At 62.9% G+C, this 25,880-nt stretch carries 24 protein-coding genes, 1 tRNA gene, 1 pseudogene and 2 riboswitches; of the genes and pseudogenes, 17 read left to right on the top strand and 9 right to left on the bottom strand.

The window, feature by feature from the left end; translation table 11 throughout:
- Positions 1-38 precede the first annotated feature (38 nt).
- Complete coding sequence (locus tag AC3AP7_RS16670) at positions 39-1,409, bottom strand: class-II fumarase/aspartase family protein (protein WP_475767255.1); 1,371 nt, start codon at positions 1,407-1,409, stop codon at positions 39-41.
- Between the two features lie 150 nt (positions 1,410-1,559).
- Here AC3AP7_RS16670 and AC3AP7_RS16665 point away from each other — a divergent pair, with 150 nt between their 5' ends.
- Positions 1,560-2,309, top strand: coding sequence for a GntR family transcriptional regulator (locus tag AC3AP7_RS16665; RefSeq protein WP_475767257.1), 750 nt, complete (start codon positions 1,560-1,562; stop codon positions 2,307-2,309).
- A 130-nt stretch (positions 2,310-2,439) separates the two neighbouring features.
- On the opposite strand, the gene AC3AP7_RS16660 is transcribed toward AC3AP7_RS16665, so the two are convergent.
- Together AC3AP7_RS16660 and AC3AP7_RS16655 are read right to left on the bottom strand one after the other, a co-directional pair.
- The gene (locus AC3AP7_RS16660) at positions 2,440-2,664 is read right to left on the bottom strand and encodes a hypothetical protein (protein WP_475767259.1); all 225 of its coding nucleotides are present in this window, start codon (positions 2,662-2,664) and stop codon (positions 2,440-2,442) included.
- Positions 2,665-2,832: 168 nt separating this feature from the next.
- Entirely contained in the window at positions 2,833-3,459 is a 627-nt protein-coding gene (locus tag AC3AP7_RS16655; protein WP_475767261.1) for a CGNR zinc finger domain-containing protein, read from the bottom strand.
- 74 nt (positions 3,460-3,533) lie between these two features.
- Between AC3AP7_RS16655 and AC3AP7_RS16650 the strand changes: the two genes are divergently transcribed.
- The gene (locus AC3AP7_RS16650; RefSeq protein ID WP_475767263.1) at positions 3,534-4,397 is read left to right on the top strand and encodes an alpha/beta fold hydrolase; all 864 of its coding nucleotides are present in this window, start codon (positions 3,534-3,536) and stop codon (positions 4,395-4,397) included.
- 220 nt (positions 4,398-4,617) lie between these two features.
- Here AC3AP7_RS16650 and AC3AP7_RS16645 read toward each other — a convergent pair whose 3' ends face one another.
- A complete protein-coding gene (locus AC3AP7_RS16645; protein WP_475767266.1) occupies positions 4,618-5,523 on the bottom strand; it encodes an NAD(P)/FAD-dependent oxidoreductase in 906 nt (301 codons plus the stop codon).
- 96 nt (positions 5,524-5,619) lie between these two features.
- Between AC3AP7_RS16645 and AC3AP7_RS16640 the strand changes: the two genes are divergently transcribed.
- Both AC3AP7_RS16640 and AC3AP7_RS16635 read left to right on the top strand, forming a co-directional pair.
- Positions 5,620-6,084, top strand: a complete 465-nt coding sequence (locus AC3AP7_RS16640) for an Rrf2 family transcriptional regulator (protein WP_475767269.1) — start codon at positions 5,620-5,622, stop codon at positions 6,082-6,084.
- A gap of 869 nt (positions 6,085-6,953) precedes the next feature.
- Entirely contained in the window at positions 6,954-7,154 is a 201-nt protein-coding gene (locus tag AC3AP7_RS16635; protein ID WP_475767272.1) for a hypothetical protein, read from the top strand.
- Positions 7,155-7,393: 239 nt separating this feature from the next.
- On the opposite strand, the gene AC3AP7_RS16630 is transcribed toward AC3AP7_RS16635, so the two are convergent.
- Complete coding sequence (locus AC3AP7_RS16630; RefSeq protein ID WP_475767274.1) at positions 7,394-8,818, bottom strand: hypothetical protein; 1,425 nt, start codon at positions 8,816-8,818, stop codon at positions 7,394-7,396.
- A 412-nt stretch (positions 8,819-9,230) separates the two neighbouring features.
- Between AC3AP7_RS16630 and AC3AP7_RS16625 the strand changes: the two genes are divergently transcribed.
- Complete coding sequence (locus tag AC3AP7_RS16625) at positions 9,231-9,827, top strand: hypothetical protein (protein WP_475767276.1); 597 nt, start codon at positions 9,231-9,233, stop codon at positions 9,825-9,827.
- Positions 9,828-10,081: 254 nt separating this feature from the next.
- Here the strand turns inward: AC3AP7_RS16625 and AC3AP7_RS16620 are convergent.
- Positions 10,082-10,543 (bottom strand): annotated as a pseudogene (locus tag AC3AP7_RS16620) (tyrosine-type recombinase/integrase); the annotation flags it as partial.
- A 386-nt stretch (positions 10,544-10,929) separates the two neighbouring features.
- On the opposite strand from AC3AP7_RS16620, the gene AC3AP7_RS16615 reads away from it, so the two are divergent.
- The 6 genes from AC3AP7_RS16615 to AC3AP7_RS16590 all read left to right on the top strand — a co-directional run bounded on the left by AC3AP7_RS16615 (position 10,930) and on the right by AC3AP7_RS16590 (position 13,536).
- Positions 10,930-11,400, top strand: a complete 471-nt coding sequence (locus AC3AP7_RS16615; protein WP_475767278.1) for a MarR family winged helix-turn-helix transcriptional regulator — start codon at positions 10,930-10,932, stop codon at positions 11,398-11,400.
- Positions 11,401-11,441: 41 nt separating this feature from the next.
- Positions 11,442-11,864, top strand: a complete 423-nt coding sequence (locus tag AC3AP7_RS16610; protein ID WP_475767280.1) for a DUF1398 domain-containing protein — start codon at positions 11,442-11,444, stop codon at positions 11,862-11,864.
- Positions 11,861-12,301: a hypothetical protein gene (locus AC3AP7_RS16605; RefSeq protein WP_475767282.1), complete on the top strand. Its 441-nt coding sequence runs from the start codon at positions 11,861-11,863 to the stop codon at positions 12,299-12,301. The genes AC3AP7_RS16610 and AC3AP7_RS16605 overlap by 4 nt, the downstream gene beginning before the upstream one ends.
- A 42-nt stretch (positions 12,302-12,343) precedes the next feature.
- The gene (locus AC3AP7_RS16600; protein ID WP_475767283.1) at positions 12,344-12,709 is read left to right on the top strand and encodes a VOC family protein; all 366 of its coding nucleotides are present in this window, start codon (positions 12,344-12,346) and stop codon (positions 12,707-12,709) included.
- 39 nt (positions 12,710-12,748) lie between these two features.
- On the top strand, positions 12,749-13,183 hold the full coding sequence (locus AC3AP7_RS16595; protein WP_475767285.1) for an SRPBCC family protein: 435 nt from the start codon (positions 12,749-12,751) through the stop codon (positions 13,181-13,183).
- A 218-nt stretch (positions 13,184-13,401) separates the two neighbouring features.
- On the top strand, positions 13,402-13,536 hold the full coding sequence (locus AC3AP7_RS16590; RefSeq protein ID WP_475767287.1) for a hypothetical protein: 135 nt from the start codon (positions 13,402-13,404) through the stop codon (positions 13,534-13,536).
- 284 nt (positions 13,537-13,820) lie between these two features.
- On the opposite strand, the gene AC3AP7_RS16585 is transcribed toward AC3AP7_RS16590, so the two are convergent.
- Both AC3AP7_RS16585 and AC3AP7_RS16580 read right to left on the bottom strand, forming a co-directional pair.
- Positions 13,821-15,239, bottom strand: a complete 1,419-nt coding sequence (locus AC3AP7_RS16585) for a tyrosine-type recombinase/integrase (protein ID WP_475767289.1) — start codon at positions 15,237-15,239, stop codon at positions 13,821-13,823.
- Positions 15,240-15,279: 40 nt separating this feature from the next.
- Positions 15,280-15,355 (bottom strand) — tRNA-Arg (locus tag AC3AP7_RS16580).
- A 313-nt stretch (positions 15,356-15,668) separates the two neighbouring features.
- Here AC3AP7_RS16580 and AC3AP7_RS16575 point away from each other — a divergent pair.
- On the top strand, positions 15,669-16,568 hold the full coding sequence (locus AC3AP7_RS16575; protein ID WP_475767291.1) for a c-type cytochrome: 900 nt from the start codon (positions 15,669-15,671) through the stop codon (positions 16,566-16,568).
- Positions 16,569-16,663: 95 nt separating this feature from the next.
- Here AC3AP7_RS16575 and AC3AP7_RS16570 read toward each other — a convergent pair whose 3' ends face one another.
- Entirely contained in the window at positions 16,664-18,748 is a 2,085-nt protein-coding gene (locus AC3AP7_RS16570; protein ID WP_475767293.1) for a UvrD-helicase domain-containing protein, read from the bottom strand.
- A 321-nt stretch (positions 18,749-19,069) separates the two neighbouring features.
- On the opposite strand from AC3AP7_RS16570, the gene AC3AP7_RS16565 reads away from it, so the two are divergent.
- From AC3AP7_RS16565 to gcvP, 5 genes are all read left to right on the top strand, one after another.
- Complete coding sequence (locus AC3AP7_RS16565; RefSeq protein WP_475767295.1) at positions 19,070-20,122, top strand: oxidoreductase; 1,053 nt, start codon at positions 19,070-19,072, stop codon at positions 20,120-20,122.
- Between the two features lie 160 nt (positions 20,123-20,282).
- Positions 20,283-20,639, top strand: a complete 357-nt coding sequence (locus tag AC3AP7_RS16560; protein ID WP_475767297.1) for a hypothetical protein — start codon at positions 20,283-20,285, stop codon at positions 20,637-20,639.
- Between the two features lie 203 nt (positions 20,640-20,842).
- Positions 20,843-20,946, top strand: a riboswitch (glycine riboswitch).
- A gap of 44 nt (positions 20,947-20,990) precedes the next feature.
- A riboswitch (glycine riboswitch) is annotated at positions 20,991-21,130 on the top strand.
- A gap of 84 nt (positions 21,131-21,214) precedes the next feature.
- Positions 21,215-22,333, top strand: coding sequence for a glycine cleavage system aminomethyltransferase GcvT (gene gcvT / locus AC3AP7_RS16555; RefSeq protein ID WP_475767298.1), 1,119 nt, complete (start codon positions 21,215-21,217; stop codon positions 22,331-22,333).
- Between the two features lie 62 nt (positions 22,334-22,395).
- Positions 22,396-22,776, top strand: coding sequence for a glycine cleavage system protein GcvH (gcvH, locus tag AC3AP7_RS16550; protein WP_475767300.1), 381 nt, complete (start codon positions 22,396-22,398; stop codon positions 22,774-22,776).
- A 53-nt stretch (positions 22,777-22,829) separates the two neighbouring features.
- A complete protein-coding gene (gene gcvP, locus AC3AP7_RS16545; RefSeq protein WP_475767302.1) occupies positions 22,830-25,760 on the top strand; it encodes an aminomethyl-transferring glycine dehydrogenase in 2,931 nt (976 codons plus the stop codon).
- The last annotated feature ends 120 nt before the right edge of the window (positions 25,761-25,880 follow it).

Genomic DNA, 25,880 nt, shown 5'->3' with positions numbered 1-25,880 from the left:
CGGATGAACACCGGTGTCAGAACAGCGACGAGCGCAGCTCAGATTTCTCTGGACAGCCGGATTGCCCGATCAACCATTGCCGGCGCGAGACCGAGGTAATTGGCTGGATCGGTCATGTGATCGATCTCGCGACGATCGAAGTGGCGAGTGACCGCCGGCAATGCGGCAAGGGCCTCGGCGAGCGTGCCGCCGTCCTGGTTGACGGTTCGGCACGCGTCGTAGACGATGTCGTGCGCCTGCTGACGCCCCATATGCGGGGCCATTTGCATCATCACGGCCTCTGCGACGATGAGCCCCCTGCTGATGCCGAGGTTGTGCTTCATGCGTTCGGTATCCACGATCAGGCCGCCCAGGGCGAATTTCGCCTGATGCATTGCCCCCGAAGTGAGGATGAAGCTCTCCGGAATCGCGATCCACTCGGCGTGCCACGGGCCCGTTGCACGCTCGAAGTCCTGGATCATCGCGTCGACCATCAGGCCTGCGTGCTGGCGCACGGCCTTGGCGGCCGCCAGCATCAGCTCGCTTGAAATCGGGTTGCGCTTTTGCGGCATCGTGCTGCTCGCACCGCGCCCCTTGACGAACGGTTCGTAAACTTCGGCGAACTCCGTCGAGGCCATGATCATGATGTCGGTCGCGATCTTGCCAAGCGACCCCGTGACCAGAGCGAGCAGGTTGACGGCTTCGGCGAAACCGTCACGCGCCACGTGCCAGGTCGTGGCCGGTACCCCAAGGCCCAGTTCCTCGGCCATCGCGGCCTGCACCTCCAACCCCCTGTCGCCCAACGAAGCGAGCGTGCCCGCTGCCCCACCAAATTCGACCACCGCCACCCGCGGGCGCAGTGCCGCAAGGCGCTGCTGATGACGGTCGAACATGGCGAGCCAGATCGCGGCCTTGTAGCCAAAGGTAATGGGGAGAGCCTGTTGCAGGTGCGTGCGGCCCGCCATGGGCGTATCACGGTACTTACTAGCCAGTCCGGCCAGAATCGCGCGCAGTTCGCGGACATCGGCGTCGAGCGCATCGAGCGCGTCGCGGACCTGCAGGGCTACAGCGGTGTCCATGATGTCCTGCGTGGTCGCGCCCCAGTGCACGAAACGCCCCGCGTCCCCGCACATGCCGACGAGCTGATGCACGAGCGGCAGAATGGGGTAGCCGACAATATCGGTCTCCTCACGCATATGGTCGAAGTCGATGCGCTCGATGGTGGCTTCGCGCGCAATCACCGCGGCAGCCTCGACCGGAATCACGCCGACACGCGCTTCGGCCTTGGCAAGCGCGACCTCCACGTCGATGTAGCGCTGGACGAGCGCGTAATCAGAAAACAGGGCGCGCATTTTCGCGGTGCCGAATGCGTCCCGGAACAGGATGGAATCGACCACGGTGCTGGATACGGGAATCGTGCAGCTCGTCATAAGGACCTCGGGAAATCGGGGAAAACGGAAATAAGTCGGGACAATTCACTCGCAACATGCCGATATGTCCGGACATATTTAGGCTAATATGTCCGGACATATGAAACAAGCTATGATTTACCCTGACGTCTCAGCACCGATCGATGACAGATGAACAAACCGCACTTCGCCGACATTGCCCGCGACCTGACCGAAGCGATCGCGTCGGGCCGCCTTCCAGTGGGCGCGTACTTGCCCACCGAGCTGGAATTGCGCGATCAGTACAGGACGAGTCGACACACCATTCGTGCAGCCCTGAATGAGCTCCAACAACTAGGCCTCGTGTCGCGGCGCAAAAACGCGGGCACGCGCGTTGAATCAACCCGGCCGAGAAACGACTTTCGGTCGTCGCTCGCGTCGATTGATGACGTGGTTCAGTTCGGCACCGAGCATCTGCGAGTCGTGCAGTCCGCTGAAGAAATTTCGGCTACCGGTGAGTTGGCCAAGGATTTGCGCTGCGAAGAAGGTGAACGCTGGGTGCGGATGTCAAGCTTGCGGGTAGACCGCGACAGCAGGTTGCCGCCGGTCGGCTGGACGGATGTTTATATCGACCCGGCCTACGGTGACATCGTGGAGATTGCGCGCGCGGAGCCTGGCACGCTGATCAGCTCGCTCATCGAAGCCCGCTACGGTCGATGCGTGACGGAGATCCAGCAAGATGTCCAGGCGGTCAGCGTTTCGCCGGAGATGGCTTCGCGATTGAAGGTAGCGCCTGGAAGCGCGGCGCTGCGGATTGTGCGGAGATATATCGATTTGTCGGGTGCAGCCTTCGAAGTATCGATCAGTGAGCACCCCGCCGACCGGTTCTCGGTGTCGATGCGTCTCAGACGCTCAAGCGTTGTGCCTTTGATCTCAAAGTGAGCGGAATCCGTGCCATATTCCAAACAGGTTTGCGCCGGCGACTGGCTTGCATGATCGATCTCTCGCCGCTTCAGCATGCCGAATGGGCCAACGTCCTACGCCTTGATTCGAACACCTCATCCATCTACGCCTATTCTCCGACAGGGAAATCGGTCGAGGCGGCCAGTTCAACCTGCACCTCGAAGCCTGCGATCCGGGCACGCAGCGTCTCAGTCGTACTCCGTAACGCCAGGAAACCCAACACGATGCGCAGCGGCGCCGGCTGCACGTCGCACATGCTCTCGATTTTACGGACCGTTTGCTTGGACGAAGCCGACGTTCGCGCGCCGGGCGAGAGTACGAACCAGTGACTCATCCTGGCCGCACTCCGACCGACGATGCCGTTTCGCGGCTCGGCGCCGGAGGAATGTCGCAGCCCGACCCTCTCCGGTCATTCAACTTTCTCCAAAGCGGCCGTTAGTCGTGCACGAAAAGCTGGAGGCGATGAGTCCGCACGCCCGTTCACGCACGTTTAGACCGCCGTTCAATATGTCGTTCTCGTCGTATGGTAGTGGCGCTGTGCTTTTGCGCGATTTCCACAAGTGGCCATTGAGCACCATCGTCGGGACCTGCTCCGCGAGAGATCGAGGAACAACCACGAGCATGCGCCGCACTCCCGGACATTCGACAGGATCGGTTGCGAAAGCAGTTCGCTCGCAGCGATAGCAAGCCGGTCCTTGATGAGCGCGCTACCGGCCTTCTCAGGGCATACTGTCCAGCGTGCCGGTGCTCGTCCTTCAACGAACAGCGCCGAATGGCTCATTGCCTCGACGATATAGCCTTCCAGCCGCAGCCGGGCGGTCTGCGCAGGCAGAACGCTACCGGCAATCGCAGAGAGCACCGAATGCACCGCTTCTCGCAGTTCCGTCAGATCTTTCAGGAGATCGGATGGACGGCACCCCGCGCGCAACCGCGCCTTCTCGATCAGGCGACTATCAGCCGCATTGAGGACACCGTTTGCCGTAGCCCAGTCGATAACGTCACGCCAGTTGACCAATCGCTCGACGTCACGATCCTTACCGGCGCCGCCGCAGGTGTTCACGAAGTTAAGGACGAGGTGGCCGCCCACATTCATATCTGCTTGCAAACACGGTTCTTTTGCTCTGGCCAATATAACCTCCTTGTTGTATTTTGATGGTTAGTCTATGCTGGTTCATCGCCATAGTCCAACGCACAAGGTGGTTCATGACGGATACTTCGCGGCAGTCCAAGCAGTCGTTTCCTGGGGCGTTGCCTTTGGCGCATTCTTTTGACTTCGATGGTCAGTCGGTACGCTATGGGGTAATCGGTGCGGGAAAGCCGTTGGTGCTGGTCCATGGAACGCCGTTTTCTTCGCAGGTCTGGCGCCGCATCGCGCCGATCGCCGCTCGCTTTCGACAAATTTTCTACTTCGATCTGCTTGGTTACGGAATGTCCGAGCAGCGCGCGGATCAGGATGTCTCACTGGGGGTTCAGAATCACCTGCTTGCAGCCTTGCTCAGGCATTGGCGGCTCGAGAAGCCTGACGTGGTCGCCCACGATTTTGGAGGCGCCACAGCGCTCAGGGCTGCCTTGCTCAACCAATGCGAGTATCGATCTCTGCTGCTGATCGATCCGGTGGCGATCGCCCCATGGGGTTCACCGTTTGTCCGTCATGTGCGCGCGCATGAGGCTGCGTTCGCAGGCGTGCCCGCGTACATTCATGGGGCGATGGTCAACGCATATCTGCAGGGCGCAGCGAACCGAACGCTCGCGACAGACACATTGCGCATTTACTCGTCGCCATGGACAGGCGAACTGGGGCAAGCGGCGTTCTACCGGCAAATCGCCCAGATGAACCAGCGCTATACCGATGACGTCCAATCGCGTTATGGAGAGCTACGCTGCCCGGTTTCCATCCTGTGGGGCGAGGAGGATCAGTGGATTCCGGTCGAGCGAGGCCTTGAATTATCGTCGCTGATTCCCGGAGCACGCTTCACGCGGGTTCCTGGCTCAGGGCATTTGATGCAGGAAGACGCTCCCGAAGCGATCGTCGGCGAGCTGATGGGTTTTCTGCAGTTGGGAGAATGACACCAAATTGTCGGCTATCTTGGGTCCGAGGTCGAACGTCTCTAGTTGGCCGGCTAGCGCCCGACGACCGAGCCCGCCGATCGCCGCGGGCGCAGCCTATCATGCAAAATGCATAAAGCGACCCATCTCAGCCGCTCAGTTCGACGGAGGTGAGCAGCGGAAGGCTGCCTGGCGTACGCTTCGCCTGAAGCGGTGCAGCGACAGCAACTGGCTTCACCGTCTATAACCCGAAGATGAGTGAACGATGAGCTGCGACACCCGCCGCAACCCCCGCTGCCGATGCGAACGTCGCGTTTGTCCAGGTACTCGACGCGTCACCGGCGGCGAACACGCCCGGCACGCTCGTCTGCTTCCATTCGTCCACACGGATAACCGGGCCCATCGGTCCTTCTTCGAACGCGCATCCGAGCTGTGTCGCGAGTGGGCTCACCATTCGGGTCCGGGGCGCGACGAAGAGCGCGTCGATAGCGACGACCCGGTCATCGGCAAGACGCAAGCCGGTTATGTTGGGGGAAGCTCCGATTAATTCGATAACGGGGGTCCGCTCGACGAGCACGTGACGGGTGTCGAGCAGAGCAGCCTCCTCAGGCGTCGGTTGGACGATGCCTTGCGTGAACCATGTTGTCGGTCCCCAATCAGACACGAGCATCGCCTGATGGACCGAAAGCGCGTGTGTCGCCAGAACGCCGAGCCGTTTGTCTCCAACTTCGTAGCCGTGACAGTAAGGACAATGCAGTACTGAAAGACCCCATCGCTCTTCAAGGCCGGGCACGGACGGTAGTTCGTCGCGAACGCCCGTGGCGAGGATCAGACGATCCGAACTCAAAGTGCTCCCATCGCCTTGTGTGACGACGAATCGATCACCGATGCGTTCCGCTGTGCTGGCTTCCCCTTCGACGATCCGCGCCATCGGATACGCCGCCAGTTGGGCTGTCGCTTCTCCGATGATCTCGCCTGGCGCCTTGCCATCCTGTCCGAGGAACCCATGCGAGTGTCGTGCGAAGCGATTGCGTGGACGTCTGTCATCAAGCACCAGTACACGCCGTCTCGCGCGCGCCAGTTGCATTGCGGCGGAAAGTCCGGCGAAGCTGCCTCCGACCACGATGGCATCGTAATGCGCTGACATAGGTTTCCTCCCAATCAAGTAACGTGTCGTGTTGCATGATAGCGCCGTGCTACACTATCACGCAACTCTTAAAGTTTCTTGAGATAGTCCCCCAAGATGAAAACCGACAGCCGCATATCACGTGTCCTGCACGCGCTGATTCACCTGAAGTATGCGGACGGTCCGTTGACTTCCGAAGTGCTCGGCAAGATGCTGGATACGAATGCCGTCGTTGTGAGACGCTTGTTCGGCGGTCTGCGCGACGTGGGTTATGTCACGTCAGAAAAGGGGCACGGCGGCGGATGGGTATTGGGCAAACCGCTTGAGAACATTACATTATTGGACGTCTATCGCGCAGTCGGTGAACCGCCGCTTTTCTCGGACCTCGTTTCGCACGATCACCCGGAATGTCTTGTCGAACAGGCGGTGAATGCGCAACTTTCAGAGACGCTGCGGGAAGCCGAGAACGTCGTGCTCGCGAGGTTCGCGAAAGTCACCATCGCGATGCTTGCGCGCGACTTCGAAGCCTCCATGTCCAGGTCGGCGTCGCCGAAACGACGGTCCCTGTCGACGAGTCGGTGATGTTCGCGTGCCAGCGACGGTTGGTGCCAAGACTGGCGGCGATCGTTGCTCCAAGGCCTGGCCCCGCCGCATGGGCGAAGCCTAGTTGCGCGTCAGGCTTCGAAACCAGACGACGCACAGAATCACCGTCACACCTGATGCGTCGCGTATTACGGACGGGCGATGCGTCTGCTCGTGGACATGGACGTCGTGAAAGCGAGTCTTCGCTCTTTCGTCGGCAATGTGAATTTCACCACGCGGCATCACGCGTGCCGCTGTGCGCGAGTTAGTGGCGCCTCCAACTCGGAAACTCCTTGGCACGGCGGGCAGCGCCGATGCAAGCATGAGCGCTAGCAGAATGTCCGTTTTCCGCGGTTGGGATGCCGCTTCGGTGTTCGGTCGACTCGCGCGGCGAACGCGTCTTAATGGCCGACCTCCGACCGAAGACGCCGTCGCACCGTGCCCTGTGCGACGGACGGCCCGCGTCGACCCTGAGCGGTCTTTCAGGCCGCCGGAAAGAAGACGTTCGTCGTGATATTGTCGGTTCCATAAAACCTGAATTTTTCGCCATGGCTAAATCTGACCTCATTAGGGCTGCGCTTGCGTTTCGGAATTGGGAGAAGCCTTGGACGTTCGATTCGACTGTACTAGATCAACTATCCGATAAATCTGAAGACCGAACCATGTTCATGCAGATCTGGGCCGAGGCGTGTCGTTCCGATAACTGGCGGCACGCCAATATGTCAAAGTGCTGCGATGCTTGCAATAGCGAGCTCAAGAAACGGTTTTCATGGCTGCCTGAGGAGGCACCTGTGCAGTTCGTGCGGGCAGCATCGTATCAATGGATGTGACGGGCTCTTAACATCGATGTTGCCTTTTCGAGCGAAACCATGGAAGAGCAATTTATAGCGTGCATGACTGTGAACGAGCGTCTCTTTCATTTCGGTCTATTTGAACTTTTCGGCGACGCCGCGCGAGCCAGAGACGTTCCCGCACTGGTACAGGTACTTGTACGGGCGAAACTCTCAGAAGAACAAGCCATGCAGACAGCAAAGGCCGTAGTGGCCGATCCACGGCGATATGGATATTGATACGCGACTAAGCCAGCGCTCCAGCTAATGCTTGGCGCTGTTGAGCTTTCCATTGATTGACCGCTCCTGGCCGACCTCCGACCGACGACACCGTCGCACCATGCCCGGTCCGGCGGACGGCCCGCGTCGACCCATTCCAGTCATCGGAGAAATTGTGCCCTGAACGTCGGCTCCTGATATCAATCAGACACCTGCTCATCCAACCGCATTAGGATCTATCTTCTCTGCACGATCCCATTCTAGTCGCAATTTAGATTGCTGAAATCAGCTATTCCGTTCGCGCTTGTTATCCGCGACAAAATTGCTTCGGAGGAAACCTCTTTATTAAGGAATCGCGAGAAGACATAGAAAAGATCGATAGAGGACACGAGTGCAACGCCAAACTGCTGTGCTCTCTCTATGACGTTGCTTGGAAATATAGGTCTGTCGTTCGTGTTTCGCTCGCTGGGAGGCAAGTCACGCCAAGCGTTTCCGAATAAAATCCCCTTTCCCGCAGTGCCCTCGTCTTCCTCGTACTTGAGAACGTAGTCTTGAACCTGCCGAAGATGAGCGAGGGAGATGCTCTTGGAGACCCCTTTACATTCCGCCAAAAATACCGCGCCCTTCCACTCCATTACAAACTCTTCTTGTGAATATTGCGCCGGCTTGATGGTTGCGCCCAAAAGGCCAAGGCATCCCGCAACCAAATCTTCAAGTTCAAAGCTTGAAACGTACAACAAGCACTTAAAGCTTTCCAATCGCGCTTTTTCCTTAAGCTGTTGTTCCACTTGGTTTTCTAGCTCGGCTATTTCCTGACGCAATTCTGTTACCCGCAAATCAATCGGGGTTACTGACTGCATGGGTATCGAGGACAGCCACTCGGGGGTTCCTTCCGATTGAGGCTTACCTAGAATGTCAACCAACGTCGTTGCGACCACTGAGTGGGGTTCATCACTAGGGAAATGCGGTAGCACCGTAACCGAGCCTGGCCAGTCATGCCGCTCATCTCTTCGCACGCTCGTAAAGTAAGTGTATTTCGCAGCTAGTACCCCGCCTGCCCGATTTCGTGCGTACGGCTCGTATTCAAACGTTAAATTCGCCATCCCTTGAGACAGAATCATTGACAGGACTTGCGCTGGGTTGTGCGGGTGTACTTGATACACGCAGTCCCATGATTTAAGCCGACTTAGAAGATTCGTAAATCTCCCACCGCAAATTTCGACCGTATCGCCCTTTTGAGCTACCGATACAAGCGGGACCGGGCACCATAGCCATTGACCGTGACTATCGTCATGGAACGGAGGGGCACCAAGGACGATAAGTTCACCGTTCGATGCTAAATATTGCGCGAAGGTGTGTTGCAACTTAAATAGCGCCTCTGTTCCGACAGCACGAATAGTTGCGATATCCAAACTAGGCAGAAAAAGAAGAACGACATCGAAATCTAAAATGTTCACAGATGTCAGTTTCGCCCACGACACGGACGTCACATGATCGTGACGAAGCGAACCTATTACCAACGCTTTTATTTCTTTCATTTGGCGAATATTTGGTGAGAGAGGTTGACCGACCGCGCTCTGTTTCCTGGGGACGCGCTTACTAAGTTTTTTCACCCAAGCCAGCATTTTGTGTTCGCTATTTGTAACATAAAGGATCGTCAGTTGACATATCTCGACGGGCACCATGCTAGGTCAAGTACCCCCGTGAAGAATATAGCAGCAGCCAACGTTCGCCTGGCCGTTGTTTATGGAATAGCAGTCTCTCGAATGACGTGGTAACAGCGATGGCGGCCGACAGTTTGTGGCCGCACTGTGCCCCACGGTCGAGCGCGCCGATCGCCTCGGTGGCGCGTTTTATGCAAAAGGCATGGCTCGACCCACAACTGTCGGTCGTAACGGCGCGTGTTCAACGGCCGCTCGCAAGAGACAACGGCCTTCGACCGTGAAAGCACAGATGGTTGGAAGTTTGGCTCCAGTAGGACACGCGTCGATTGCGATGACGGCGCGCTACGAAGAAGACAATCCTGTACGATTGAAGTAAATCTGTGCCGATGTCATTTGACACGGTGAAGAATAGAGACTTCTTGGCGAGTGGCTTATGTCTGCATCTGGTAACCGTCGGTTCGAACCGCGACTTTTAGGTTTTATTGTTTTTGTGATTGTTGCCATTTCTATCCTTCCAAGTGGAGGCCTCGCAACACAAACTAATCCTGACTATAGAAGTCAGGCAATTGGAATCGCGATAGGCCCAGTCATTTTGATCGGCTGGTGGTTTCGGACAGCGATAGTAGGAAGTACGTACCGCATGCGTATCGGCGGAATGACAGAGGTTGGGCCGGGAGTTTCTTGGTTTTTGGGATTGTTCGCGGCGACTGTTATTGCTTTCCTGTCAATTTCGGCTGTTTCACTTGAGATGAATCGGCGTGAAGGCGTTGCCTATTCAGAAATTTATGATGTAACGGGAAAGTACGAAAATCACGGGAAAAACGAGTGCTACGGGTTGATCTTAACGAAGGAACACGATCCATCTGATAGATTCAGTATTTGTGTGCCGCAATCTGAATACAGCACAACAGAGGTCGGAGGCAGAATGCTGATCAATGGCATTCGATCTCGCTACGCGAATGAAATGCTCAGCTTCAAAGCGGTTTCCGAGGCACAGCCAAACGGTCTGACGTCAGCAATCAAGCCGTGACGGCCCATGGATTCCGCTTCCCCCTAAATTCGTGTAGGCCTGCTTTCGGCTACACCAATGCCGGTCGAATGTCGGGGTGCCCCTCCCGGTGGGCAATTCATGTTGGCCGGACGGCGCCGAGCAGAAAGCAACCCTTCTCAGCCATTGGACCTCCCGGCAGACAAATGGCCGCTTACCACTGTATATCTGTGGTAAGTATCGTAGACCACGTTGACGCCACTATTAGTAATCGAGCTGCGTTATGAGCAACGCCTACCGTATGCGGTATCGTCGAGACCAATCGATGCAACGCAGCGGTGTACCAGCCGGGAATATTGTCGCGTCGACAGGTGCGGTGACGTATGAATCCGGCTCGGGAACAGAAAATCCGCCGCCTTCAGTCCCCGGGTTTCGATCCACGCTTCGAGGCTCTCACGAGTCTGTTCCGTGATCTCAAATTGCACCGGCCGCTGGGTCTTCTGCTGCATGACTGTCGCTCTCGACGCCACTTGGCTTCCGTGACGGACATCCTGGACCCGTAACCGCGTGAGGTCGCACGCCCGCAGCTTGCTATCAATCGCGAGATTGAACATCGCGAGCTCACGAACGTTCGACGCGATCTGAAGTCTCGTCCGGATCGCCCAGATTTCCCGAAGCTTTAACGGTGGCTTCTGCCCGGTGAGCTTGCCCTTGTTCCACGGCACGCGGTGGACAACCACGACATTCTCGGATTCCATGACAATCTCCTTTCAAGCGAAGGGAGATTGAGTGTGCGCCGCGTCGGGCGGTCGCAACCCGACCCTGAACGGTCAATCGGTTCGCGGATTTGAACGGCAGTGGTGCAGCGCTTTACCGTCGTTAAAATCCGCTGCCGGACGCGCTCTGGCAACTCCACACCAGTCATTGATGCACCGGGCCGCGGTCGCGTCAATGGTCGGTTCGAAGGGTGCTGCAGTCTTCCGCTACAGCCTCGTGCGCCCCCTATGAGGCTCGGTCGCGGGTGGCCGCATTGTCGTCAATTGACACCTCTCAGGGATGCGGGCGACGATAGACGGGCCAACGCATTGTTCTTGACATTGGTTTCCATGGATACTAATATCCATGAAGTTTCCAAGGAAACCAAATGGCATCGACCACCACCAAAAAGTCAGCCGCGCCGCTGGAGGCCCACCTGGGCTTTTGGCTGCGCTTCGTGTCCAACCATGTGTCCGCGCGCTTTCAGAAGTTGCTGGAGGAACGTGACGTCACCGTCACGGAATGGGTCGCATTGCGAACCCTGCTGGATCAACACGAGACCAGCCACGCCGAGCTCATCCGAGCCTTGGGAATGACCAAGGGTGCCGCCTCCAAGGTGATCAGCCGCCTGGAAGAAAAGGGCCTGGCGCAGCGCCAGTTGGCGGAGGGGCGCGCACGCGAGCAGGTTCTGGTGCTGACGCGTGCAGGCAAGGCGCTCGTGCCACAGCTTGCCGAACTGGCTGACGCGAACGATGCCCATTTCTTCGGGCACCTCGGCGCGGCCGAGCAAAGGGCGCTGAAGAGCGCCATGCAGGCCCTGGTAGCCCACCACCAGCTCAAGGAAGTTCCCACGACCTGAGTGCGACGCTCAGGACCATCTGTAAACGCAAGGAGAGCGACATGAACGCACATTGGCAAGACATCGCGCGAACCACCCTCGCAGGCTCGGAATCAGGCACCCTGACCTTCCCCGCCAGCCTCAAGATGCTGATGGATGCCGGCTTCGACGGCTATGCTGTCGACTTCCGCCGGGCCACCCGCACCTACTACATGCCAGATGGCCAGTCGATCGAGCTGTCGACTGAGCCAACGCCGACGGCAGTCGGCGAACGCTTTGAGGCGGATATTGTGCGCGAGCAGATTCGCGAGGCCTTGGAGCGCCGCCCCGGCTACACGTATCCGGGCTTCTGCGCCAAGATCGCGCAGGCTGGTTGTGCCGGCTACAAGGTCTCGCTTCTTGGCAAACGGGTCCTCTACTACGGCCGTACCGGCGAGACTCACACCGAATACTTCCCGGGAACCAAGCCCGGGGGCCAATCATGAACGCGACCGGTGTCCTGGTCGGCGGGATTGCGCCAGCAGTTTTGCTCGGCCTGGGCACCGTGCTGATGCGTTCAAGCATTGCCGCAGGGGCCTCGATTCCGACCTATCTCGCGGTGATTGGAACGACCGTCGCGCTGGTCGGCTGGGGAAGTCTGGCACTCACCGGCGAGGCGAGCGGGTTGTGGATTCCGAGTGCGGTCGGCTGGGCGATCGCAATGGCACTGGCCTGGTCTGCCGCCATCGCCTGCATCACCTACGGCTTCGGCGTGCTGAAGCTTCCGGTCGCCGTGGTCGCCCCGTTGACTAACGCCAACGCATTGGTGGCCGTGACGGTCGGCGCCCTGGCTTTTGGTGAATGGCGCTCACTGAATCTTTCGATGGTGGGCGGCGGCGCGGCACTGATCTGCGCCGGCGCCACACTGGTTTCTCTTTCCTAGTAGTTGCCTGGTCTATTCCTGATCGACAAAAAGGAGCTCACCATGCTCGACCATATTGGACTTCGGACCACACAGTTCGACGCGCTCGCGTGCTTTTACGAGGCGGCTCTGGCGCCGCTGGGTTACACCAAGCTGTTTGCCTGGGAGGGCGGCGCGGGCTTTGGCAGAAACGGTGCAGCCGCTCTCTGGATCGGCGCATCGGACACGAAGCCGACGGGCATCCATATGGCCCTGTCGGCGGCGGATCACGCCGCTGTTGACGCCTTCCACAAGGCCGCCCTGGCCGCCGGTGCCACTGACAACGGCATGCCGGGCCTGAGACCGCACTATCACGCGAACTATTACGCTGCCTTCGTGATCGACCCCGACGGCAACAACCTCGAGGCGGTCTGCCATGCCCCCACTTAACGCTGGCGATCGTCGCTCCACTTACACGCAGAGAGGGCTATGACCGTGCCCAGTACCAATCAAGCCAGCGTCACCGTGCGCTCCATCACCAAGACCGTTCGGATCTCGTGCGACGCTGCGGACGCTTTTGCATTTCTGTCGGATCTCGCCAATTGGCCGCGCTGGGCGATAGTCAACGTCAAATCCACGCGCCGCGCCGACGATCCCGACTGGTGGGACATGGTCACCCCGCGCGGAGCGGCCCGAATCAGGATGCGTGCCGACGCACATCACGGCATCCTTGACCACGACTTTGTCGATCCTCAGGCCAGTTGGACGGTACCGGCGCGAGTCGTCGCGAATGGCAGTGGCGCCGAATTCATGATCACCTTCTTTCAGCCACCCGGGTTCACAGACGACTTCTTCGACTCGCAGATCAAGCTTGTTGACGCCGAACTAGCCAAGCTCAAGGAGCTACTGGAAGCTGGTGCGTAATTGGCGTCAATTCCGGCTCCGTCGACTGACCGCGCTGGGTTGATGTGACCCAATCGGCCCATGAATGTGCAGAGGTCGGCGATCCACTGTCCCCTGTCAATGCCTAGCGGCTGGCGAAGGGCGGATTTAACCGGTCGATGCAACGAGTTGATGGAATCGCTGAGCGGGCGTGAATGACAGGTGAGCATCTCTGCCGCCGCTCGCAACGTTGGCCGTGAATGACCGAGATCAAGCCTGAACCAGCCGGTGGCGCCGAAAACACGGTCGACCGCTTGTGGCCGGTTCTCGCGCGACAGGTTCAGTCGGGCTTGTGGCCTCAGCCGAGCAATACGGAGAAGGCCGAAATCGACTGAAACGAATTGGTCTGACTTGCCCCATATGCGATGTGCCGGAATCGAACTCGTTGCCAGTGTCGACCGCAGATCCGAGCGGATCAAAGTCTCCTCAGGTTGTGACGAGCACAACGTAAAAGCTTCGTTTCACCTGGCAAGTCGTCGCGCCAACCCACTCACCGCCCCCCCAAAATGCCAAGCCGCCAATCGACCGCCGCACGGGCACCGTGGTGATCCGGGATTCATACTCGCTCGAGATACGTCCCGATGTCGATGAGGATCTGTAAAAATAACTTCGCGCGGCCTCACGCCGCTCTAGTCACCAATTTCAGCGTCCGAACGGGCTTCGGTGCATTTCCCGTCGCTAGTTCATCGAGAAAATCGGCCCAGTTCTGAACCATCTCGCGGCGTTGCTCAAGGAATGTTGTGCGATCGTAGCTATCGCCCAATTCCTCGCTCGACACGTGAGCTAGATGGCGCTCGATCACCTCCTTGTCCCACCCGAGATATTCCCGAATCAGCGTGCGAGCCGTCGCACGGAAACCGTGACCGGTGATTTGCTCTTTCGTGTCATAACCCAGCGTACGTAGCGCGCTGTTGATCGTGTTCTCGCTCATGTAGCGCGTCGCCTCCGAGCGCTTGGCAACGCTGCGAAAAATAGGCCCCTTCGGCCCGGTCAGCGGATACAAATCCCTCAGGATCTCCATGGCCTGTAACGGAAGCGGCACCACGTGAGCCGGCGTGCGGCTATCTCGCTTCTTCCATTCCCGCATCTTCATTTTCTCCGGCGGACAGATCCAGACTGCATCGTCGAGGTCGATATCTTCCCAGTGAGCGAAACGTAACTGACCGGGCCGTTGAAAAAGCAACGGAGCAAGCTGCAACGCCGCGCGGGTAATCACATGACCGTTGTAGGCGCGAATATCGCGCAGAAGCTGTCCAAGCTGCTGCGGATCGGTGATCGCCGGGTAATGGCGGCTACGTACTGCGGGGAGTCCGCCAGTCCGGCCATTCACAAAATTCTTGGCTGGTTCCAGAACACCGGTGTCGACTGCGTACTGATACACGTGCTGAATCGTCTCGCGCACCCGCATCGCGGTTTCAAGATTGCCGCGCTCTTTGATGCGGTGCAGGCAACGCACAACTTCAGTCGGCTTGATCTCCTCCACCGGAAGTCGCCCCACCCAGGGAAACACGTGCAGTTCCAGGTAGCGGATAATTTTCTCGGCGTAATTGGCAGACCACTGGCGGTCCTTTTCCGACGCCTTATGCCACTCTCGGGCCACCAATTCAAACGTATTGAGCCGAGCTGCCTTCTCTTGCTCCCGCTTCTCGCGCCGAGCTTTTTGGGGGTCGATCCCGTCTTCTCGCCGCTTCATTTCCTCACGGGCCTTTCTACGAGCCTCCGCAAGCGAAATAATGGGGTATCGGCCGAGCCCTAACTTGATCTCTCTTCCGTCGCGCTTATAACGGTAGATCCAGACCTTACGTGTCTGTCGAATCCGAAGGTACAGCCCGTCGCCATCTGGCAGGAAATATTCCTTCTCGCGAGGCTCCGCATGCTTGATCTGCAACTCGGTGAGCTGTCCCATGGTGTACCCCAGAATCGAAATCGAGGAAAACCCATTTTGGGGTACACCGACGGGCATATGCAAACGCCGGCTTTGGACGGATTTCCCCGGCTTTCCCCAGACGCGAAAATCCCGCAACGCCTTATCCAGCATGGCTTTTCAGGATTTCAGGGGATGACTACGGAAATGCGGATGGCGCGCCCGGCTGGGATCGAACCAGCAACCCCTGCCTTCGGAGGGCAGTACTCTATCCATTGAGCTACGGGCGCGTGCATTGACACGATCTGGACATAACGCCACGCAAACACGGCGAAAGCCGTTCCAAATCGAGACCGAGAGCATACCCGGTTTCCGGCCGGCCGTCCACCCAGCGCCGTTCCCGCGGCGGCCAGCCGTCCATTCCCGCACCCGGCGCCCCCACCCGCGCCCACCCGTCCCGCGCTACGGGTAAACGCCCGCTGAACCCGCACCGGCGCGGGTCGCCGTCGCCGAAACGTTGCGTCTATAATCGGGCGTGGCTGAGAAGAAAAGGTTATTGCCGTCGCGCTGTACCGCTCACAATTCACTGGAGACGAGACAAGCATGAGCGAGACACCACAACACGAAGCCCCGATCAAGACCCCCGGACAGCTCATCGCCGCCGTCGTCGCCGGATTTGCGGTACCGGTCGTCATCATCATCCTGCTCGCCGTGTACGCCAACAACGCCATGCGCACCGGCGCCGGCACCGACAGCCTGTCCGAAGCCCAGGTCAACGCCCGCATCGCCCCGGTCGCCCAGGTCGAGATTCGCGATTCGAACGCCCCCCGCGTCTACAAAACCGGCGAGGAAGTCTACAAGGCCGTCTGCTTCGCCTGTCACGCCACCGGCGCCGCAGGCGCACCCAGATTCACCAACACCGCCGACTGGGCCCCGCGCATCGCGCAAGGCTTCGACACCCTCTGGCACACCGCGCTCACCGGCAAGGGCGCAATGCCGCCGCGCGGCGGCACCAGCCCGGACGACTACAGCGACTACGAAATCGCTCGCGCCGTCGTCTACATGGCCGATCATTCCGGCGCCCACTTCCCCGAACCCCCAGCGCCGTCCGCCGCCCAGGCCGCCTCGGGCAGCGCCGCCGCAACGCCCGCCGCCCCGGCAGCCGTCGGCGCGAACGCCGCCGCCGCCCAGGCCGCCGCCGCGCTCGCCGCCCTCCCGAGTGCCCCGGCCTCCGCGCCCGCCGCCACCGCAAGCGCGGACAATGCGCAAGCCGGCAAGGCGCTGTACGAGAAGGTCTGTCAGGCCTGCCACGCCACCGGCGTCCTGAACGCCCCCAAATTCGGCGACAAGGCCGCATGGGCGCCGCGTCTGAAAGACCCGATGAACGTGATCTACAACTATGCGTTGCACGGCAAGGGCGCGATGCCCCCCAAAGGCGGCTCGAACGCGCCGGACGCCGACGTGAAGGCCGCCGTCGACTACATGGTGAACGCCGCGAAGTAGGCGGCGCGACCGCCCGCCGTTTTCCGTCATTCCTGCCGCCGCGCCCGCGCAGCAGGTTTTTTTACGCCCCCCGCGCCGCGCGCGCTACGCCGGCATCAGGCCTTCTGCAGCAGCGCCTTCAGGCTCGCGAGGCGGTCTTTCGGGGTCATCGGCGCCTCTTCCGGCGCCGGCGGCGGCGCTTCGTCGAGCCCCATTTCCGGGATGAAGCGCGACGCTTCGCAGACAATCGTCTCGCGCGCCCGCTTGCGCTTCTTGCACCAGTTCAGATGCAGGCTGCGCTGCGCCCGCGTGATCGCCACGTACATCAGCCGGCGTTCTTCCTCGATGCGCGCGTCGTCGACCGGTTCGTCGTCGGCGCCGCCGCGGTGCGGCATGATGCCCTCCTCGACGCCGACCAGAAACACGTGCGGATATTCGAGCCCCTTCGATGCGTGCACCGTCGACAGGCGCACCGCGTCCGGATCCTCCTCGCGGCCTTCGAGCATCGACATCAGCGCGACGGTCTGGATCAGGCCGAGCAGGTTCTTGCCGGTATCCGCGAGGCCGTCGGCGGTGTCGTAGCCGGTCGCCTCGGCGCCCGCTTCGGGCTCGGGCTTCGTGCCCTTGCGCTTGAGCCACTCCAGAAACTCCAGCACGTTCTGCCATTTCGCCTGCGCCTGGCGCTCGTCGAACGCGTCGTACAGGTACGCCTCGTAGTGGATGGCGTCCATCAGGTCGTTCAGCACCTCGCTCGCCGGATCGGTGTCGGCGCGCGCGGTCAGGCGCTGCATGAAATCGCAGAAGGTGCGCAGCGGCTCGGTCTGCCGCGCCGACAGCCGCGCGTCGATGCCGCCCATGTACACCGCCTCGAACAGCGACACCTTCGCCTGCCCCGCGAACGCGCCGAGCGCTTCGAGCGTCGTGTTGCCGATTCCGCGCCGCGGCGTCGTGATCGCGCGGATGAACGCGGGGTCGTCGTCCGCGTTCGCGATCAGCCGCAGGTACGCGCAGATGTCCTTGATCTCGGCCTTGTCGAAGAACGACTGCCCGCCCGACAGCACGTACGGAATCCGTTCGCGCCGCAGCACCTGCTCGAAGATGCGCGCCTGGAAATTGCCGCGGTACAGGATCGCGTAGTCGCGAAACTGCGCGCGCCGCTCGAACTTGTGCGCGGACAGCCGGAACACCACCGACTCGGCCTCGTGCTCCTCGTCGTTGCACGCGGTGACGGTGATCGCATCGCCCATCCCGTGTTCGGACCACAGCTTCTTCTCGAACAGCTTCGGATTGTTCGCGATCACGTTGTTCGCGGCGCTCAGGATGCGCACGGTCGAGCGGTAATTCTGTTCGAGCTTCACCACGTGCAGCTTCGGAAAGTCCTTGCCGAGCTGGGCGAGATTCTCCAGCGTCGCGCCGCGCCAGCCGTAGATCGCCTGGTCGTCGTCGCCGACCGCGGTGAATGCGGCGCGCGGACCGGCCAGCAGCTTCAGCAGTTCGTACTGGCACGCGTTGGTGTCCTGGTACTCGTCGATCAGCAGGTAGCGCAGCCGGTTCTGCCAGCGCTCGCGCACCGGCTCGTTCTGGCGGAAAAGCTCGGCGGGCAGGCGGATCAGATCGTCGAAGTCCACCGCCTGGTACGCGTGCAGCGTCGCCACGTAGTTGCGGTAAACGATCGCGGCCTGATGCTCGTCCTCGTTCGCGGCCTGCGCCATCGCCTCGTCCGGCATCACGAGGCCGTTCTTCCACAGCGAGACGATCGTCTGGATGCGGCGGATGAAGCCCTTGTCGGTCGAGCCGACCTGCTCCTGGATCATGCCGAAGCAGTCGTCGGCGTCCATGATCGAGAACTGCGGCTTCAGGCCGACGTGCTCGGCCTCCTGGCGCAGGATCTGCACGCCGAGCGAGTGAAACGTGCACACCGTCAACTGGTTGACGGGCACCTTGCGCCCCTCCTTGCCGGGCGTGGTGAGCGTCTTGCCTTCGAGCAGCTTGCCGACGCGTTCGCGCATTTCGGCCGCGGCCTTGTTCGTGAACGTGACGGCGGCGATATGGCGCGGCTCGAAGCCCTTGGCTTCGATCAGGTGCGCGATCTTCTGCGTGATCACGCGCGTCTTGCCGCTGCCGGCGCCGGCAAGCACGAGACACGGACCATCGAGGTAGCGCACCGCTTCGTGTTGAGCGGAATTCAGGCCAGCGGACATCGTCTGTGGGTGGGGTGAGGCGGTTCAGGGCGCGGGCTCGCGCAGCGCGCGCCGCCCAGGCGGCGCCGGGCCGTGCGCCCGCCGCCGGAAACCCGTGGCATGGCCGCGCGCACGGCCGGCGGCGGCATGGCCGCGCGAGGTCGGGGCGGCGAAGCCGCCGCTCGATGCGCGGCGCACGCGCGCAGCGATGTTAACACGAAGGCACTCGCCGGACGTCGGGCCGCGGCGGGGCCGCCCCCGGCGCGCGCGGCATGCCAGAATAACGGATCCCGCGCCGTCGCCGCCGAGGCCGCACGGCGCCCCACTCTCGCAGGAACGCCAATGTCCGCACTGCTCAGAACAGGATTGATGGGTTTTGGATTCGCCGGCGCCACGTTTCACGCGCCCGTGATCGAACATTGCGGCCGCGCCACCGTCGCCGCCATCGCCACCCGCAGCGGCGACGCCGCCCGCGCCGCGTATCCGCGCGCCGCCATCGTGCCGGATCTCGACGCGCTGCTCGCGCGCGACGACCTCGACTGCGTGGTGATCGCCACGCCCAACGACACGCATTTCGACCTCGCGCGGCGCACGCTCGAAGCGGGCAAGCACGTCGTCGTCGACAAGCCGGTCACGCTGAGCGCCGTCGACGCGCTCACGCTCGCCAACCTCGCGCTCGCGCGCGGGCTGACCTTCGCGCCGTTCCACAACCGCCGCTGGGACGGCGATTTCCTGACGGTGCGCGCGCTCGTCGAGCAGGGCCTGCTCGGCCGCATCACGCATTACGCGTCGCACTTCGACCGCTTCCGCCCGGACGTGCGGCCCCGCTGGCGCGAGGAAGCCGCGCGCGGCGGCGGCCTGCTGTTCGACCTCGGGCCGCATCTGATCGACCAGGCGCTCGCGCTGTTCGGCCCGCCGCAGACGGTGACGGCCACCGTCAAGACGCACCGCGACGGCGGCGGCGCACCGGACTACGTGCATCTGCAGCTCGGCTACGCGCAGCATGAAGTCGTGCTGCACGCGAGCGCGCTGGCGGCGCTCGCGCCGCCGCGCTTCGCGCTCGACGGCACGCGCGGCAGTTACGTGAAGCATCGGCTCGACACCCAGGAAGATCAGCTGAAGGCCGGCCTGCGTCCGGGCGACGCGGGCTTCGCCGGCGGCAATCCCGCGGGCGTGCTGCGCGTGCTGGACGAGAACGGCCAGGAAACCGAGCGCGCGCTGCCGACGCAGGACGGCGACTACGTCGGCTTCTACCGCGCGCTCGCGGCGACGATCCTCGACGGCAAGCCGTTCCCGGTCAGCGCGCACGACGCGGTCGACGTGATGACGATCATCGAACTCGCCGCGCAAAGCGAGGCCGAGGGCCGGCGTCTGCCGTTCGCCCGCCTGCGCTGACGCGCACCTTACACGCCGACAGCCGGCGCGAACCGTGCCGAAAGCCGCGCCCGTTACAATCTCGCGCGGCGATCGTGTCATCGGATGGGCGCGCTGCGGCGTTGCTGGATAGCATCGATCCGACCATCGATCCCGAAAGACGACGACAAGGAGAACAGGTATGCAACGAATCATCCGTGCGCTGGCCGGCCTGGCGCTGGTTTCGTCGCTGGCCGCCTGCGTGGTGACGCCCCCGCCGGCCCCCGCGGCGCCGCCGCCGCCGGACGCGCATCAGATGGCGGTGGAGCGTCTGCGGCAAGTGGACGGCCGCATCAACAACCTGAACCACCGCATCGACTCGCGCGTGAACCAGGGCTTCTATCCGCCGCCGCAGGGCATGGCGCTGCATCATCGCCTCGAAGTGATCCGCCACGAGGCGCACGACATGGCCGCGCAGCATGGCGGCGGCCTGTCGCCGCAGGAACAGCGCGTGCTGAACGACGAGCTGGACAACGCCGCGCACGCGATCGACCGCTAGGCGCAGCGCGCCGCCGGGATCGCGATCGCGGCGCGCGCACCGAAGGCGCGGGGAGAGGTCCCCGCGCTTTTTTTTCGGGCTGCTCCGCGAGGCACCCCGTCCGCGACGCGCCCCCGTTTTTGGCGCGCGCGGGCACCGATGCCCCGCCCGCGATCGCGGCGCGCGCGGTCATTTGACAAGCCTCCAGGGCTCGCGTACATTCGCCGCACGCGTCGGGAGAGCGCACGGCAAGCGGTCATTTCCGCCAGCCGCGCCGCCGAAGGGGCACACCCGCAAACTCTCAGGCAAAAGGACCGGCCGCGTCGAAAAACCCGTTTGGGCACCGGTGTCATCCGGTGCGCCCAGCCCGGTTTTTCGCACTCTGGAGAGCGGCAGTAGCCCACGGCGTCGCGCCGGGCAGGCTGCCCACCGAAGGGGCGCGCGTTCACCGCGGCGGCTGCAGGGCCGCGCGGCAGCGCAATCTCTCAGGTATCGAGGACAGAGGGGTCATGCATCCGTCCGCTCGCAGGCATCGCGCCGCGAGGCGGCGAGCCGCATGGCCTTTTTGCTATCCGTCGAGTATGCCCGAGGCCCCGATGACCGAACTCAAACACACCCCGCTCAACGCCACCCATCGCGCGCTGAATGCCCGCATGGTCGATTTCGGCGGCTGGGACATGCCTGTCAACTACGGCTCGCAGATCGACGAACACCGCGCGGTGCGCACCGACGCCGGCATGTTCGACGTGTCGCACATGTGCGTGATCGACTTCACCGGCGAGCGCGTTCGCGCGTTCTTCGAGCATGCGCTCGCGAACAACGTCGGCAAGCTGCAAACGCCCGGGCGCGCGCTCTATTCGTGCATGCTGAACCCGGACGGCGGCGTGATCGACGACCTGATCGTCTATTACTTCGGCGAGACGCACTTTCGCACCGTCGTGAATGCCGGCACCGCCGACAAGGACATCGCGTGGTTCAACGCGCTGAACGCGCAAGGCCAGTACGGCCTCACGATCGCGCCGCGCCGCGATCTCGCGATCGTCGCCGTGCAGGGCCCGCGCGCGCGCGACAAGGTCTGGCAGGTCGCGCCGTCCGCGCGCGCCGCAAGCGAGACGCTCAAGCCGTTTCACGCGGCGTGCGTCGAGGGCACGCCGTTTGGCGAGCTGATGATCGCGCGCACCGGCTACACCGGCGAGGACGGCTTCGAAATCGTGCTGCCGGCCACCGCCGCGTGCGCGTTCTGGGACGCGCTGCAGCACGCGGGCGTGCGCCCGGCGGGCCTCGGCGCGCGCGACACGCTGCGCCTCGAAGCCGGCATGAACCTGTACGGCCAGGACATGGACGAGCACGTCTCGCCGCTCGACGCCGGCCTCGCGTGGACCGTCGATCTCGCCGCCGCGCGCGATTTCGTCGGCAAGGCGAAGCTGCTCGCCGACGGCGCGCAGACGGCCTTCGTCGGCCTCGTCCTGCACAAGGACAACGGCAAGGCCGCCGGCGTGCTGCGCGCGCATCAGAAAGTCGTCACGCCGCACGGCGAGGGCGAAATCACGAGCGGCACCTTCTCGCCGACCATGCAGGAATCGATCGCCTTCGCGCGCGTGCCGAAGGCCGTGCAGCCGGGCGATCTCGTGCACGTGCAGATCCGCGACAAGGCATTGCCCGCGAGCGTGGTTAAACTGCCGTTCGTGCGCAACGGCAAAGTGCTCGCTGTCTGAACGGGCCCGTCGCGCGCGCCCTCTTAACGTTACTTACGCATTACACCGCACAGGAGCATCCGATGAGCATCCCGGCCGATCTGAAATACACCGAATCGCACGAATGGGTCCGCACCGAAGCGGACGGCACGCTGACGGTCGGCATCACCGACCACGCGCAGGAAGCGCTCGGCGACATCGTCTTCTTCGAAGTCCAGGCGCTCGGCAAGAGCGTCGGCGCCGGCGACACCGTCGCGGTGATCGAATCGGTGAAGGCTGCCTCCGACATTTACGCGCCGGTCGCGGGCGAAATCGTCGAAGCGAATCCGGCCATCGCCGACGCGCCGGACAGCGTCAACGCAACGCCGTACGACAGCTGGCTGTTCAAGATCAAGCCGGCCGCCGGCGCGTCGCACGAGCGTCTGATCGACGCCGACGCGTACGCCCGCGCAATCGGCGCCTGAATTTTCAACCGTCCGGTGCGGCCCGCGCACGGCCGCACCCGCAGGAACACCTCATGAAGCTCGAACACCCGGATCGTCTGATGAACCGCACTCCTCTCTCGCTCGCCGCGCTCGAAGTGCATGACGCCTTCGCGGCACGGCACATCGGCCCGGACGCGGCCGATCAGCACGCGATGCTCGAAGCGCTCGGCTTCGCGTCGCGCGCGGCGCTGATCGACGCCGTGATCCCGTCGACGATCCGGCGTCGCGAGGCGCTGCCGCTCGGGCCCTTCGCGCAGCCGAAAAGCGAGGCCGAGGCGCTCGCCGCGCTGCGCGCGCTCGCGGACAAGAACCAGGTGTTCCGCTCGTATATCGGGCAGGGCTATTACAACGCGCACACGCCCGCGGTGATCCTGCGCAACGTGCTCGAAAATCCCGCGTGGTACACCGCCTATACGCCGTACCAGCCGGAGATTTCGCAAGGCCGCCTGGAAGCGCTGCTGAACTTCCAGCAGATGGTGACCGACCTCACCGGTCTCGCGATCGCCAACGCGTCGCTGCTCGACGAAGCCACGGCGGCCGCCGAGGCGATGACGCTGCTGCAGCGCGTCGGCAAGCCGAAGTCGAACGTGTTCTACGTCGCCGACGACGTGCTGCCGCAGACTGTCGAAGTGGTGAAAACGCGCGCGACGCCCGTCGGCATCGAGGTGAAGGTCGGGCCCGCCGCGCAGGCCGCCGAAGCCAACGCGTTCGGCGTGCTGCTGCAGTATCCGGGCGTCGAAGGCGACGTGCGCGATTACCGCGCGCTCGCCGACGCGATCCACGCGGCCGGCGGCCACGTGGTCGTCGCGGCCGATCTGCTCGCGCTGACGATGCTTGCGCCGCCGGGCGAATGGGGCGCGGACGTCGCGGTCGGCAACTCGCAGCGCTTCGGCGTGCCGGTCGGGTTCGGCGGTCCGCACGCGGCGTATCTCGCGGTGCGCGACGAATTCAAGCGGCAGATGCCGGGGCGGCTGGTGGGCGTGACCGTCGACGCACAGGGCAAGCCCGCGCTGCGCCTCGCGCTGCAAACGCGCGAGCAGCACATCCGCCGCGAGAAGGCGACCTCGAACGTGTGCACCGCGCAGGCGCTGCTCGCGATCATGGCCAGCATGTACGCGGTCTACCACGGCCCGCAGGGGCTGAAGACGATCGCGCAGCGCGTGAACCGGATCGCCGCGCTGCTGGCGGCGGGCGCCCAGCAACTCGGCTACACGCTCGCGAACGACACGTTCTTCGACACGCTCACGTTCGACACCGGCGCGCGCACCCAGGCGCTGCACGACGCGGCCGCCGCGCGGCGCATCAATCTGCGCCGCGTGAGCGACACGCGCGTCGGCGTGTCGATCGACGAAACCACCCGCCGCGACGATCTGGCCGACCTGCTCGCCGCGTTCGCGCAGGCGGCGTTCGTCGAGGACGTGCCGCAGATCGACGCGCTCGACGCGCAGTTGCCGGCCGGCAGCACGTATCCGGCCGCGCTCGAGCGGACCAGCGCGTACCTCGCGCACCCGGTGTTCAACGGCCATCACTCGGAGACGGAAATGCTGCGCTATCTGCGCAGCCTGTCTGACAAGGATCTCGCGCTCGACCGCTCGATGATCCCGCTCGGCTCGTGCACGATGAAGCTGAACGCGACGTCCGAAATGCTGCCGGTCACGTGGCCCGAGTTCGGCCAGATCCATCCGTTCGCGCCGGCCGAGCAGACGGTCGGCTATCGCGAGATGATCGACCAGCTCGAACAGATGCTCGTCGCCGCGACCGGCTACGCGGCCGTGTCGCTGCAGCCGAACGCCGGCTCGCAGGGCGAATACGCGGGCCTGCTGATCATCCACGCGTATCACGCGTCGCGCGGCGAGGGGCATCGCAACGTGTGCCTGATTCCGGCATCCGCGCACGGCACGAATCCGGCTTCCGCGCAGATGGCGGGCATGCAGGTGGTGGTGGTCGCGTGCGACGCGCAGGGCAACGTCGACCTCGCCGACCTGAAGGCGAAGGCCGCGCAGCACGCGGACAGGCTCGCCGCGATCATGATCACGTATCCGTCGACGCACGGCGTGTTCGAGGCGAACGTGCGCGAGATCTGCGAGATCGTGCATGCGCACGGCGGCCAGGTGTACGTCGACGGCGCCAACATGAACGCGATGGTCGGCCTCACCGCGCCCGGCCAGTTCGGCGGCGACGTGTCGCACCTGAACCTGCACAAGACTTTCTGTATTCCGCACGGCGGCGGTGGCCCGGGCGTCGGTCCGGTGGCGGTCGGCGCGCATCTCGCGCCATTCCTGCCGAACCAGCGCGCCTCCGGCTACGAGCGCTCGCCGCACGGCATCGGCGCGGTGTCGGCCGCGCCGTATGGCTCGGCGTCGATCCTGCCGATCTCGTGGATGTACATCGCGATGATGGGCGCGCACCACCTCACCGCCGCGACCGAGGCCGCGATCCTCAACGCGAACTACGTCGCGAACCGGCTTGCGCCGCACTATCCGGTGCTGTACTCGGGCCCGGGCGGACTCGTCGCGCACGAGTGCATCCTCGACCTGCGGCCGCTGAAGGAAACCAGCGGCATCACCGTCGACGACGTCGCGAAGCGCCTCGCCGACTACGGCTTCCACGCGCCGACGATGAGCTTCCCGGTGCCGGGCACGCTGATGGTCGAGCCGACCGAGTCGGAATCGAAGGACGAGCTCGACCGCTTCGTCGAAGCGATGATCGCGATCCGCGACGAAATCCGCGCGATCGAGGAAGGCCGCGCCGACCGCGAGGACAACCCGCTGCGCCACGCACCGCACACGGCCGCCGTCGTGTGCGCGAACGACTGGCCGCACGCCTACTCGCGCGAAACGGCGGCCTATCCGCTGCCGTCGCTCGTCGCGCGCAAATACTGGCCGCCGGTCGGCCGCGCGGACAACGTCTATGGCGACCGCAACCTGTTCTGCTCGTGCGTGCCGATCGCCGATTACGCGTAACGCCGCCGGGTCGCGCCGCGCGCCGCCTCGCCGCGGTGCGCGGCCGCGCACGCCCGGTCTGTCCGCGGTTGCGTCCGCGGTGATGCCCGCGGTGATGTCGCTTGTCATCGGGAACAGCTA

The sequence above is a fragment of the Paraburkholderia sp. PAMB 6770 genome (genome assembly GCF_057748135.1).
The sequence above is the reverse complement of the archived record's forward strand: the minus strand, read 5'-3'. Positions and strand labels throughout refer to the sequence as shown.